We start from the raw sequence: 11,998 nt of genomic DNA, 5'->3' as shown, positions 1-11,998 counted from the left end.
GCGCAGACTACCCCTGTCACTCCGGAAATGGCACGGCGTTATTTGACGATTTTCTCGTCTTTGACGAACATGTTGGCCCAGGCACGGTCGATCAGGTCGGGGCTCATCTGATAAGGAATGCCCTCGAACTCACAGATCGAGATCATCTGGTCGATCAGGAAGATTGGCTGGTAGTTCGCATAGATGTTGTCGATGGTCGGGTATTTCACCTTCAAAAGATGCACCAACGCGGCCTCATCCAGCGGCATGCCGCGTTTGCGGGCGACCATTGCGAAGATCTTCAGGAAGTTCTCTTGGTTCGGACCATCAATCTTGATCTTGAAGAAGATCCGGCGCAGGGCCGCTTGGTCGAAGATCTCATTCGGGTGGAAGTTGGTCGAGAAGATGACCAGCGTGTCGAAGGGAACCTCGAACTTTTCACCCGATTGCAGGCCGAGGATATCCTTGTTCTCTTCCAGTGGAACAATCCAGCGGTTGACGAGGGCTTGAGGGGGTTCGGCCTGTCGTCCAAGGTCGTCCACGATAAAGATACCGCCGGTCGATTTCAGCTGCAGTGGGGCCTGATAGGTCCGCGCGGTGGGGTTGTAGACCAAGTCCAGCATGCTCAGCGACAATTCACCACCGGTCACAACGGTTGGGCGTTCGCACTGAACATAGCGCGAATCGAACCGCTTGCGGCGGCGCAGGCTGTTGGGGTCGTCAGGCTCCTGCTCAATCGCGGTATGTACGATCGGGTCATAAACGGTGATCACCTGACCGGCATATTCGATAGCGTAGGGGACATAGACATTGTCACCCAATGCATCCCGAATACCGTTCGAGATCGAGGACTTACCATTCCCCGGCGGGCCATACATCAGGATCGAACGGCCTGCGCTGACCGCGGGGCCGAGGTGATCCAGCAGGCTGTCGGGCAAAACCAGATGGCCCATCGCATTGGTCAGTTGGTCTCGCGTGACCTGAATATTGCGGATCGACTGGCGTTTGACCTGCTCGCGATACACATCCAGTGGTACGGGCATCGCACCGAAATACTCCGACTGGCTGAGCGCGTCCAACGCACGGGCCTTGCCGGCGTCGGTCAGCTGATATCCCATCTCATTGCCGCTATTGGCGTTCAGGGTGCCTGTGGCTTCAAGCAATTTTTGGTCACGCGCAATGTCGATCAGTTCCTGCGTGACTGAGCCGGGCAGGCAGATAGCCTCGGCCACTTCGGTCACGGTGCTGGCATTCTTGCGAAAGATCGTCTTCAGCAAAATGTCCCGCATCATCACAAGCGGGAGCTGCATTTCACCCAGGCCCTTCGGGGCAGGGGGCGCCATAACTGCTGAGGTCTGCATATTCATGAGCGGGACTCGTCTGTTCTGATGTCACACCAAAAGCCCCAAAGCGGGCCAGTTGTGTGAAATCTGGCGCAGCTTTGTGGCGGGACCAAGGCAGCGACAAGGCGCGCAGATGATAGTTTACGATCCGAGAACAGTCCCAAGAATCAGATACATGGCAAGCGAACCGGACAGGGCCAGCCCCATCGGGAACTTTTTGCCTTTGTCCCAACTATCCCAATGTGGGGCAATTGTGCGCAGCCTTGTGTGCTTGGCCAAACGGTGGGTCGCTACCGCCCCCAAAGTACAGGCCATCAAAATAGCCATGAGCAGAACCATATCTGCGAACCAGATGAACGGAGCGGCTGCGGCCAGAAATTTGGCATCGCCGGCGCCCATCGCTCCGGCGGCGTTCAGGATGATACCGGCAAGCAGAACCACGAAGATATGCAGGAATTGCCAGACATAGATAGGCAACGCGATATCAAGAGGGCCGATCTGCCCTCCCATCAGCCCCGTCGACCACGGAGGCAGCACAAACAGCCCAACGACGATATAGACCAGAACCAACGCCGCTACGGCGTGGTTCTTGATCTTCATTTCACGCATATCCGTGAACGCGACGTAAAAGCAGATCGGCAGCACAAAGGGCAGAAACCATGCTGCCGCATAGGCCGGTATCGCCATGTGTCAGCTTTCCTCGAGCGCGCGAAGCGAGCGGACGGCTTCATCGAAATGCTGGGGATGTGTCGCAATCGCTTCGCGGAGGAGGTTCTTGCCGGTCGCCGTATCCCCTTGTTTCACAGCGGAAATTGCCATCGTGTTCAACAGCCGGGCGCGCTCAACCTGTGTCATGGGCACCACTGGCAGGCTGTAATTCCCCTGCGCCGACCGGGCCAGAACCAGATTGTTCTTGGCTGTAAACAAGCTCTTGTCCTGGCGGACGGCTTCGGTGAACAGGCGTTCGGCCTCGGCATATTGCCCGCGCGTCAGCTTGGAATAGCCCCAGTTGTTCATCACCCCACCCGGGCGGGTGGTCAGGCCCACAGCCGTTTCATAGAAGTGATCAGCGCGTTTCCATTCTTTGCGAGAATCCGCGACGACGGCTTCAAGCCGGTAGCGCTTGAACGACTCATGAGTCGGTGGGACCGAGTTCAAAACGGTGTGGGCTGTGTTCCAATCCCCATTGCGCACCAGCGCATCCGCGTATTCGACCCGGTCGGCCGCATTGGCACCGTTCATGGTCGTCACGCGTTTCCACGCAGCGGCCGCCTCGGTCGAGCGTTTGGCGCGACCCAGCGAGATCGCAAGCCCGCGCTGCAGGTCGATCCGGTCCGGGTTTTTGGCGGCGGCATTATGGAAATAAGTGACTGCCTCGTTGGGGTCGGCGGCGGTCAGAAGCACGTCGTTCAGGTTGGTTTCGTCAATGACGTTCACTTCCTGAAATGTACGTTCAACCTTTTCCTCTTCGGTTTCTTTTGCACAGGCGGACAGGATCAACCCAGTGACCACGAGTGACGGAATCAAGAATTGTTGGCGCATTTTTGCGTCCTTTTACTGCTCTTGCCTCGGTTACTGGATTTTGCGTAGCGAAAATTGCCCGTCGCCTAGCTGCTCCAGCGTATATTCTTGTTCTTGGTCAGTATTATTAACAGGATTTTCCATTTTTGCGATAGCTAAGCGAAGATTGTCGCGGATTGCGTCACTTTCGCCATTGTCCAAGGCAAACGCCCGTCGAAACACCTGTTCCGCTTCGGGGTATTGTCGCGTTTCCATCAGCAGGACACCCAAATTGTTCCAAGCGATGGGCCAGTCCGTGTCATCCTCGACCGCGCGGCGCAGAAGGGTTTCGGCCTGCCCCAAACGACGCAGCCCCAGATTTGCGGTCCCCAATGAGGTCAGAACCTGCGGCGTCATCCCTTGTTCCAGCGCGGCGCGGGTAAAGCTGTCGAGGGCCAGCTCGTATTCTCCCGCAGCCATCAGGCGGTTTCCAACGGTGATGTTGTCTGCGGCCTGTCCCGTCGGATCTATACCCGGCGCATCGAGGTCATCCGACAGGCTCGCTTCCGTGCAAGAGGCCACCATGGCGAAAACCATGATGGCCTGAAAACTTCGGCGAAGCCTACGTAAGGCACAGCCTTTTTCTGGTTGCATCGAAGCTACTTCACTTTCCGAATTCCGCAATGACACCTGCAGACGGTCCGACCAGAATAACCAGCAGCGGTGGTACCGTCAGCATCATTGTGACCAGAGTCATCTTGGTAGGCAACTTGTTAGCCGCTTCTTCCGCGCGCATCACGCGTTTGTCACGCATTTCACCGGCATAAACCCTCAGGGCTTCGGCGATGGAGGTACCGAATGTGGCGGATTGGATCATTACGGTCACAAACGCCCTGACGTCTTGAACCCCGCAGCGGGTTCCGAAATCACGCAGAACTGTGTCTTTGTCTTTACCGGCTTTCATCTCATATGCCACAACCTCGAATTCCTGAGAAATCTCGGGGTAGGAGCTTTTCATTTCCGACGCCACTCGAACGATAGCCTGATCTAGGGATTGACCAGCTTCGACGCAGACCAGCATCAAGTCCAACGTGTCTGGAAAGGCCGCTGTGATGGCCTGTTTTCTCTCTTCCACGCGGCGTGTAATCCAATATTTGGGGATATAGTAGCCAATTGCGCCGGGGATCAGAACGCGGATCAACAATTGTGTTCCGGTGAATTCCTGACCGCCCGAGAACACCGTTACCCACAGCACTCCGAACAAAATGCCTAATATGCCAAGCGCGAACTGCGCAAAGTGATAGAAACGAACGGCATCTTTCGACTGGTAGCCAGCCTGCCGCATCGTCAATTGAACGGCGGAAAGCTCCTCTTCACTCTTGGGCTCAAGGAAAGTGGCAAATTTCTCGAGCTGTTCATTCCGACCGCCGTTTCGCAGTTGGTCTTTTTTGGTTTTTTTCTCTTTCCGCGGCGGCGTCGTGCTGCGTTGCAGCTTCTTTAGCGGATCTTCCGGCTGGTTTAGCATCAGCAGAACGGCCACGGCAATCAACACGAAACCAAGTACGCCAACCACGATCAGGGGGCCGAACTCACCAAGGTGTTGTGTTAAGACATTGTTGATGGAGGTTAGGAATTCCATTGAACTGACCTCAGACCTTGATGTTGGTAATGATCTTCATGACGATCAGGTTGAGTGTCAGCATGATGCCGACAAAGAAACACAGCGGAATGAACCACGGGTGATCCAGCACTTCGTCATAATAGCCGGGGTCTTTGACCAGAATGAAGATGAGGCATGCTATTGGGAAACCCGACAGGAACTTTCCGGACCACTGCGCCTCGGCGGTGATCGCTTTGACCCTGCGGAACAAGCGGAAACGGGCTCGGATCACCTGTGCTAGGCCGGCCAAAATTTCAGCCAGGTTGCCACCTGACTGTTGCTGAATACCGACTGCGACCGCGAGAAAGCGCAAATCCTGCATGTCCAAGCGCTCGGCCATGTCTTTGAGCGCCTCGCCCACATCTCGACCATAGGCGCATTCATCGGCGATGATGCCCAGTTCGGTCCCAAGGGGATCCTGAACCTCGTTCGCCGCGATCTGGACCGAAGACACAAAAGGGTTGCCGACCCGTAGCGAGCGGACCATCAGCTCAACCGCGTCGGGAAGCTGCTCTTCGATCATGCTCATGCGTTTATTGGCTTTTCTACTGACCCACATGAAAACAGCACCGACGCCGATGGCAATAGAAATAGCTGTGCGCAAGACCGTATCTGTTGCCGTACCAATGCTGAGAGCTACAAAAGCCGCGGCCGAAACAAGACCCATGATCATGATCAGTTGTCTTGGCGTAAACGCGATAGCAGCCTTTTGGGCCTTGTCAGCAAGTAGCGAATACAGAGGGATGCTCTGCGTTTTCATATGCTGCTGCATTTCCTTGCGCAGCTGTTCCAGAACTTGCTCGCGGCCCGCACCCTTGTCGAGCATGTCCAGACGACGGTTGACCCGGCTGTTCAGGCTGATGGATTTGCCGAACGCTACAAGATAGATGCCTTCCACTAGGGCAAGAACGCCCACGAAGATGGCGACATAGATGAGAGCCTCCATAGGCAATTGCATGTCGTAATCTCCTACATTGTGGTTGGGTCGTAGATGGACGAGGGCAGGTCAAAGCCCCACAGGCGGAAGCGCTCGGAATAGTGGCTGCGCACGCCGGTGGCGGTGAAATGACCAATGATTTTGTTATCGGGTGTCAGGCCAACGCGTTGGAAACGAAAGATTTCTTGCATCGAAATCACATCGCCTTCCATCCCGGTAATTTCGGTGATCGAGGTCATGCGACGCGAGCCATCCTGCAAACGACTGGCCTGTACGATCAGGTTCACAGCGCTTGAGATCTGGCTGCGAACCGCCTTGATCGGCATTTCGATCCCCGCCATCGCGATCATGTTCTCGAGACGCGAGATACCATCCCTTGCCGAGTTTGCGTGGATTGTGGTCATCGAGCCGTCGTGGCCGGTGTTCATGGCCTGCAGCATGTCGATCACCTCGGCGCCACGAGTCTCACCCACGATGATGCGGTCGGGACGCATCCGCAGGGCGTTTTTCAGACAGTCGCGGGGGCTGACCTCACCTTTTCCTTCAACGTTTGGTGGACGGCTTTCCATCCGGCCTACATGGGTCTGCTGAAGTTGAAGTTCCGCCGTATCCTCGATGGTCAATATACGTTCAGCGTCGTCAATAAAGCTCGAAAGCGCGTTCAGAGTGGTCGTTTTGCCGGAACCCGTACCGCCCGAGACGATGATATTCAGGCGTGTCGAAACGGCGGCTTGAAGATAGGCGGCCATTTCTTCGGTGAACGCGCCGAAATTGACCAGATCATCAATACCTAGCTTGTCTTTTTTGAACTTACGAATCGAGACCAGCGAGCCATCTACAGCGATCGGAGGGACCATCGCGTTGAAACGCGAGCCATCGGCCAGACGGGCGTCAACATAAGGGTTGGATTCATCGACACGACGACCCACAGCGGACACGATCTTGTCGATGATCCGCATCAGGTGTTTTTCGTCCTTAAACGTAATATCGCTGAGTTCTAGCTTTCCCGCACGTTCGACAAAAATCTGTTGCGGGCCGTTCACCAGAATATCGTTGACCGTTTCATCGCGCAGCAAGGTTTCAAGCGGGCCGAGGCCTGTGACCTCGTCATAAAGCTCTTTGTTCAGCTGAGTGCGATCGTCTCGGTTCAAAACGATGCTTTTAGCTTCCAGAACCTCGCTGGCAATTGCGCTGATCTCGGTGCGAAGCTCGGCCTCACCCGCGTTTTCAAGGGCGGCGAGGTTCAGGTTTTCCAGTAGCTCCCGGTGCAGTTCAATCTTGATCTCACTCAGGCGCTCTTTCCGTTTGCGGTCGCGGTCAGCGCTCGTGACCTCGCCTGCTTTCTTCTGAGCGGGCTTGCGTGCAACTGCCGTTGCTGTTGGAGCTGCAGGAGCCGCCTCGGGCGCTTTGGCCGGCGTTTCGACCGGCTGCGCGTCAGACGCTTTCTTGTATCTGGAAAACATGGCGGCTCTTCCCTTGGGTCTGTGTTACGCGGCCTCGGCGTCGTTGCTGCCGAGGCTGTGGAGCGACTTTGCAAGCTTGGCGATTTCGCGACGCAGCGGGTTTTTGGCGGCTGAACTGGCCAATGGGAGGCCATGATCGCCACTTTGCATCACCGGCTTGCCCCCATCGGGCAATTGCAGGTCGATCGAGATTCCGAGGCTTTCGCCCATACGCTTGATGCGCCCTTTACCGTTCAGATCGGTGAATTTCGGGGCCCGGTTTAGGGCGAAACGCAATTTGTTGAACGGCAGCTCTTCGGCCTGCAAGGCGCGTTTCAGACGCAACGCGTTCTGAGCCGAGCGCATGTCCAGTTCGATCATGGCGAAATAAACATGAGCAGCCTGAAGAACGGTTTCTGACCACAAAACCAATGTCTTGGGCATGTCCACGATCACATAGTCGAAATGCTTGCGCGCCGTATCTATCACGCGCTGGATGTCTTCGGGTGTGATCAGATCCAACGGCACCATGTCGGATGGAGCCGTCAGAACCTGCATCTTTTCTTCATAGCTTTGAAGCGCTTGAGAGAAGACCTCATCGTCCATTGACGCAGTGTCAGACAGCATCTCGAAAACGGTTTCACGGCGGGGCAGGTCTAGATAGGTCGAGACCGTGCCGTATTGCAGATCCAGGTCGATCAGACAGACAGAAGGCGCGTCCTTGTCCGAGATTGTGGCGAGTTCCCAAGCCAGATTTACAGCCAGTGTCGTGGAGCCGACACCGCCCGCCAGACCTTGTACAACGAACAGAGCGCCTTCTTTTGATTCGCCACTGGTCAGATTGGCAGAGGCTGCTTGTGCTGCAACCACGGGATCGGGCTTGTTCATTCGCTCGATAGCTTCGTTCAGTTCGCCTTCAGGAAGCGGGTAGGGGACAAATTCATCCGCGCCTTTGCGCAAAAGCTGGTGTAGCGAGGCGGGGGTCACGTCCTCGGCAATAAGCACCACTTTGATCTTCTTGTCTTTTGCCTGGGTGATGATTTCGCCCATCAACGAGAGGTTGTCTTCATCTTCACCATCAATGGCCAAGGCGACGAATTCCAGTGTTTCCGCTTCGGGTTGGCTGAAAAACGCGAGAGCTTCGGCAAAGCCAAGATCGCCCCAACGCTCACCCAGAATGGTTTCCATGTCTTCGATCAATAGATCAAAGTTCTGGACATCCCGGCTGATCGTGCAGGCCAGAATTCCCGAGTCGTTGTCTTGCGGCGTCGCGCTACTCATATACACAATCCTCGTAGAGAGGGCTTGGCATTTCTTGCGAACGTTTACGCTCGGGTAGATTTGCTGTCGCCCCAATGCGGTCAATTTTGCCCGCAGGTCACCCTATTGTTCACAATGTTGCTTGGAAGTTGGGCGAGAATTTGGCGCAAAAGAACCAATTGTAGGGAAACGGGCGACGATGCCGCCCGTTCAGATGGGATTATCCACCACCGTCGCCGCCTGTGGCTTCGACCTCTTGGATAGCTGATATCGAAGTCGCGCTTTCGACGTATTCGCGGTAGATGATATCAGCGTACTTGCCATCCAGCGTCTGCGGTAAGCGATCCACAAAGCCCGAAACCTCGGTTACCGTCCGGCGATTCCGGCGGTCGCGATTCGTTGTAGCAACTAGTGGGCGCGTTTTGCCGAAAGAAACCACCGCCTCTAGTCGTGACCGCGAGATTCCCTGTTGGGCAAAGAAGGACACAACAGCCTGTGCCCGACGCAAGCCAAGGCTCTTGTTGTAGCTGGCGGAGCCAACTGCGTCCGTGTGGCCATAAACACGAAAACGTGCTTCGGGGAATTGTTTGATCCAATCCGCCTGCTGCAACAGAATTCGCTGGGCCGATGCATCCAGTTGTGAGCTGTTGAAGGCAAAGTTCACCTGGCTAGGCACTTCAGATGCGAACCGACGGCTCAGAATCTGAGCGTATGTCAGTTCACCGTTCATGACCTGCGAGTTATTCAGCGTCGCATTGCCAAAGGTTCCCGCATCAATTTCATACCCGGCTTCGCGTGTACATGCGGTAACTGCGACCGAAAGACCTAAGGTGAGTATCAACGTTTTCATTGGTCCTAACCTCCTCATCAATCCAGAATATAGCCATAGGAACTGCCAAAATCTTGCTTGGCCACTTCCGATGCGCCACCTGCGCCTGCGCGCTCGGTCCGAGCGACGCGACCGTTTATAAACAGGTCAAACTCGCTGGGGGGTTTTACTCGATCTGTCGGCAAAGCAAGTGTTTCCCCACGGGTCGGCGTGACCAGATGCGCAGTGATGATGATAACCAACTCACTCTGTTCACGCTGGTATTGAGCGCTTCGGAACAAGGTGCCCAGAACAGGAACGTCGCCTAACCATGGCACCTGATTGCTCAGATCTGCGAAGTCATCTTGAATGAGGCCCGCGATTGCAAAGCTTTCACCGTCGCGTAGTTCAATGGTAGTTGAGGTCTGGCGGGTAATGAAGCTTGGCACCGAATCGCCGTTGATCGTAAAGTCCGAAGACTCATCAATGCTCGATACCGCTGTACCAAGTTCCAAGTTGATAAGATCACCGTCGACCACGCGCGGAATGAAATCGATTTCAACACCGAACGCACGGTATTCGATGGCGACAACACCGTCATCCTGAGGAACTGGAATCGGGACTTCACCACCGGCGAGGAAGGTCGCTTGCTGACCCGAAAGGGCGGACAAGTTTGGTTCTGCCAGAGTACGTGCCAATCCCTTGGTTTCAAGGGCTTCAATCAGCAGTCGCACTTGCGTTGATCCGGCGCCAAAACCGAACAGAATTGCACCAGTATTGGATTGCGAAATCGGAATGTTGTTCGCCAGAGCATTACTCAACGCACCCTGGGTGTTGAGGGTGTTGAAACCCGCTGTAACGTCACCGCCGCCAAAGCCAAGCGATGTTGACAGGTTTTTCGCAACCGAGCGGTTCATTTCCGCAAAGCGCACCTTCAGCATGACTTGCTGAACGCCGCCAACCGACATCAGGTTTGACACCCGATCCGGGGCATAGCGTTCCGCCAGTTCCAGAGCACGGGCAAGTTTGGCTGAGCCCGAGACTGTCCCGGACAAAACGATTCCATCATTGGCTGTGCGCACTTCGATTTGCTCATTAGGCAGAATCTGCCGCAGGCGTTCTTTGAACTCTGTAATGTCTGGGGCTACGCGCACCCTAACATTGGCCAGAAGCATGCCCGCGCCATCGAACAGAGTAAGCGTCGTCAGACCGGGCGCCTTACCCAAAACATAAATCGTGCGATCTGAAAGCGACGAGATGTCAGCAATGCCGGCATTCGCGATACTCAGTTCGGCAAACGGCTCTTCACTTTCAACAACGATCGCGCGGTTTACAGGTACTTCCAGCGTTTCCACTGTGCCCTTTTTCACCACGCGAAGAGTTTCGGCCCAAGCGGCATCGCCGACTGGGCTTACAACGAGCGACAACCCCAGCAGGGTTGCGCTGATCCAGGAACGTATTTTCATGTGACCTGCCTCTCCGATCACGCCTCGTTTTTATGGGTCTTATGCCCTATAGGCGAAACTCTGCGCGAAAACGGAATTTATTGCAATAATCAAGGGTTTCCGGAAGTTTCCTTATGTGGGCAATTGGCAACATAAGAATGAAAAGAGCCGCGCTTAATGCGCGGCTCAGCAGGTGTAAGGTCCTGAATAGGCGTCAGTTTGTGCAGGCGATTACGTCATCTGCTATGTCACTGCCGCCGCGACGGATTCGAGTTTTACACACCGGTTGTTCTACGCGTTCTGGGACCGGGGCAGCTTCTTCCTCGACAACCCCGAGCAAAGCGCGTTGGTCGATCTCAATAACTTCGGATGACACGGTTTCGTCTTCGATTCCGACAAGGGCAAGCGTAAGTCTGCCAGTGTTCTGCGCCTGAGTGAGTACAGCAACCTGTTCACGTGTGACCGCAACGGTGATCGTACGCGCGATGGTCGTTCCGGTTACATCCGTGCCTGCGATTTGGTCAATGGCGATCAGTTCAACTCGGGGCTGAATCAGGCGAGTGATCTCGCCGTTCGCTTCGGCGGTAGTCCCGCGACGCGAACCGGTCCAGTAGACGTCGACAAAGTCCCCAGGGCGCAAGAAGCCGGAAACGCCCGAAGCCACGTCAACCCGAATCGCGAAAGCGCGCATGCCTTTGTCCAATTGAGACGTTAGACCTGCCCCTTCGCCGGGTTGGGTGACTTTAACTTCCATTAGTGCTTCGTCTTTTTCCATCGTGCGAAGAACAAAACGGTCTTTACCAGCAGTCTCAGGGAATAGAACAGCCAGATCGGTGAAGCTGCCTTCTGGGATCGCGTTTTCTGGCCAATCAACGACGCGCACGTCGTCTTCTACAAGACGCTCTCCGTATTTCAGGGTTCGGTTTGATACAACGACACTTACGGTCGGAATCACTTCGATAGCCGCGTTTTCTGCTGCAGCTGCCTCTAACGCTGCTGCCGCAGCTTGTCGCTCACGGGCGAGTTCGTCCTGATAGGCAGCGATATAGTTCCGCGCCATGTAGACAGCGCCGCCAGCCAGAGCTAGCCCAACAATAAGGACAAGTCCGAATACCGCTCGCATACATCCACCTCATATTTCTGACTGGCTTTGCTTTCAAAAGCCAGAGGATCAAATTTGTTCATTGTATGAGTAATGCCTAATTGTGTCGAAATGTGGGACAAATCAGACTTTTCGTGCAGATTTTTGAGGTCGGGACACGCCTGAATCTGTTTGCAAACAACCATCCCAACAAGACATGCAAAACAAACAAAATCGCCATCCTTTGATGGCGATTGTCTGGCTTAGACCTCTTGCCGTGTTTGGTGCGATCAGTTGCCGCCTGCGGTACCAGCAGTGGTAAAACCGCCACTGCCACCTGCCGATGTGCCGGTGCTGACGACGGAACTGCTAAGAGCCGTGTTCGTGTTCCCGCTCAGGCCAACGGTTGCGGTTGAAATTGCAAAATAAAGAAGTGTTGCGAGGCCTATGATCAACGCGGTCAAAACGACCCAGTCAACGGTGACCGCACCTTCTTCTGAGGTCTTAAATGTTCCAAGTATCTTTTTCATCATACACCTATTA

Annotated in this window: 12 protein-coding genes; all 12 read right to left on the bottom strand. The window is 55.0% G+C overall.

All coding sequences use genetic code 11. From position 1 onward, the window contains the following. Window positions 1-38: 38 nt before the first annotated feature. Window positions 39-1,346, bottom strand: coding sequence for an ATPase (locus ACP15L_RS08720; protein ID WP_170377831.1), 1,308 nt, complete (start codon window positions 1,344-1,346; stop codon window positions 39-41). 117 nt (window positions 1,347-1,463) lie between these two features. Next, window positions 1,464-2,009 carry a prepilin peptidase gene (locus tag ACP15L_RS08715; RefSeq protein WP_425083872.1) on the bottom strand — a complete coding sequence of 182 codons (546 nt, stop codon included), beginning with the start codon at window positions 2,007-2,009 and terminating at the stop codon, window positions 1,464-1,466. Between the two features lie 3 nt (window positions 2,010-2,012). Then, window positions 2,013-2,864, bottom strand: a complete 852-nt coding sequence (locus ACP15L_RS08710; protein WP_170471977.1) for a tetratricopeptide repeat protein — start codon at window positions 2,862-2,864, stop codon at window positions 2,013-2,015. 30 nt (window positions 2,865-2,894) lie between these two features. Beyond that, window positions 2,895-3,476 (bottom strand): tetratricopeptide repeat protein, encoded by a 582-nt coding sequence (locus ACP15L_RS08705; RefSeq protein ID WP_425083871.1) that lies wholly within the window; start codon window positions 3,474-3,476, stop codon window positions 2,895-2,897. Between the two features lie 10 nt (window positions 3,477-3,486). Further along, window positions 3,487-4,461: a type II secretion system F family protein gene (locus ACP15L_RS08700; RefSeq protein WP_425083870.1), complete on the bottom strand. Its 975-nt coding sequence runs from the start codon at window positions 4,459-4,461 to the stop codon at window positions 3,487-3,489. A 10-nt stretch (window positions 4,462-4,471) separates the two neighbouring features. Then, window positions 4,472-5,440 (bottom strand): type II secretion system F family protein, encoded by a 969-nt coding sequence (locus ACP15L_RS08695; RefSeq protein WP_425083869.1) that lies wholly within the window; start codon window positions 5,438-5,440, stop codon window positions 4,472-4,474. A gap of 11 nt (window positions 5,441-5,451) precedes the next feature. Further along, window positions 5,452-6,882 (bottom strand): CpaF family protein, encoded by a 1,431-nt coding sequence (locus tag ACP15L_RS08690; protein WP_425083868.1) that lies wholly within the window; start codon window positions 6,880-6,882, stop codon window positions 5,452-5,454. Between the two features lie 24 nt (window positions 6,883-6,906). After that, on the bottom strand, window positions 6,907-8,142 hold the full coding sequence (locus tag ACP15L_RS08685; protein WP_425083867.1) for an AAA family ATPase: 1,236 nt from the start codon (window positions 8,140-8,142) through the stop codon (window positions 6,907-6,909). A 199-nt stretch (window positions 8,143-8,341) separates the two neighbouring features. Continuing rightward, window positions 8,342-8,971 (bottom strand): OmpA family protein, encoded by a 630-nt coding sequence (locus tag ACP15L_RS08680; protein ID WP_425083866.1) that lies wholly within the window; start codon window positions 8,969-8,971, stop codon window positions 8,342-8,344. A gap of 17 nt (window positions 8,972-8,988) precedes the next feature. Beyond that, the gene (locus ACP15L_RS08675) at window positions 8,989-10,395 is read right to left on the bottom strand and encodes a type II and III secretion system protein family protein (RefSeq protein ID WP_170691138.1); all 1,407 of its coding nucleotides are present in this window, start codon (window positions 10,393-10,395) and stop codon (window positions 8,989-8,991) included. Between the two features lie 193 nt (window positions 10,396-10,588). Next, the gene (gene cpaB / locus ACP15L_RS08670) at window positions 10,589-11,497 is read right to left on the bottom strand and encodes a Flp pilus assembly protein CpaB (protein ID WP_425083865.1); all 909 of its coding nucleotides are present in this window, start codon (window positions 11,495-11,497) and stop codon (window positions 10,589-10,591) included. Between the two features lie 248 nt (window positions 11,498-11,745). Continuing rightward, window positions 11,746-11,985, bottom strand: coding sequence for a pilus assembly protein (locus ACP15L_RS08665; protein WP_170378134.1), 240 nt, complete (start codon window positions 11,983-11,985; stop codon window positions 11,746-11,748). Between the last annotated feature and the right edge of the window lie 13 nt (window positions 11,986-11,998).

It is taken from the genome of Ruegeria profundi (assembly GCF_049800715.1).
GTDB classification, from domain to species: domain Bacteria; phylum Pseudomonadota; class Alphaproteobacteria; order Rhodobacterales; family Rhodobacteraceae; genus Ruegeria; species Ruegeria profundi_A.
Note: the sequence above shows the minus strand (reverse complement) of the source record. Positions and strands in the feature narration are given on the sequence as shown.

Bases quoted from the DNA above. Each gene is read 5' to 3' on its own strand.
- ACP15L_RS08665 (WP_170378134.1), bottom strand. From the start codon at position 11,985: ATGAAAAAGATACTTGGAACATTTAAGACCTCAGAAGAAGGTGCGGTC.
- ACP15L_RS08700 (WP_425083870.1), bottom strand. From the start codon at position 4,461: ATGGAATTCCTAACCTCCATCAACAATGTCTTAACACAACACCTTGGT.
- ACP15L_RS08675 (WP_170691138.1), bottom strand. From the start codon at position 10,395: ATGAAAATACGTTCCTGGATCAGCGCAACCCTGCTGGGGTTGTCGCTC.
- ACP15L_RS08715 (WP_425083872.1), bottom strand. From the start codon at position 2,009: ATGGCGATACCGGCCTATGCGGCAGCATGGTTTCTGCCCTTTGTGCTG.
- ACP15L_RS08680 (WP_425083866.1), bottom strand. From the start codon at position 8,971: ATGAAAACGTTGATACTCACCTTAGGTCTTTCGGTCGCAGTTACCGCA.
- ACP15L_RS08710 (WP_170471977.1), bottom strand. From the start codon at position 2,864: ATGCGCCAACAATTCTTGATTCCGTCACTCGTGGTCACTGGGTTGATC.
- ACP15L_RS08695 (WP_425083869.1), bottom strand. From the start codon at position 5,440: ATGCAATTGCCTATGGAGGCTCTCATCTATGTCGCCATCTTCGTGGGC.
- ACP15L_RS08705 (WP_425083871.1), bottom strand. From the start codon at position 3,476: ATGCAACCAGAAAAAGGCTGTGCCTTACGTAGGCTTCGCCGAAGTTTT.
- cpaB (WP_425083865.1), bottom strand. From the start codon at position 11,497: ATGCGAGCGGTATTCGGACTTGTCCTTATTGTTGGGCTAGCTCTGGCT.
- ACP15L_RS08690 (WP_425083868.1), bottom strand. From the start codon at position 6,882: ATGTTTTCCAGATACAAGAAAGCGTCTGACGCGCAGCCGGTCGAAACG.
- ACP15L_RS08685 (WP_425083867.1), bottom strand. From the start codon at position 8,142: ATGAGTAGCGCGACGCCGCAAGACAACGACTCGGGAATTCTGGCCTGC.
- ACP15L_RS08720 (WP_170377831.1), bottom strand. From the start codon at position 1,346: ATGAATATGCAGACCTCAGCAGTTATGGCGCCCCCTGCCCCGAAGGGC.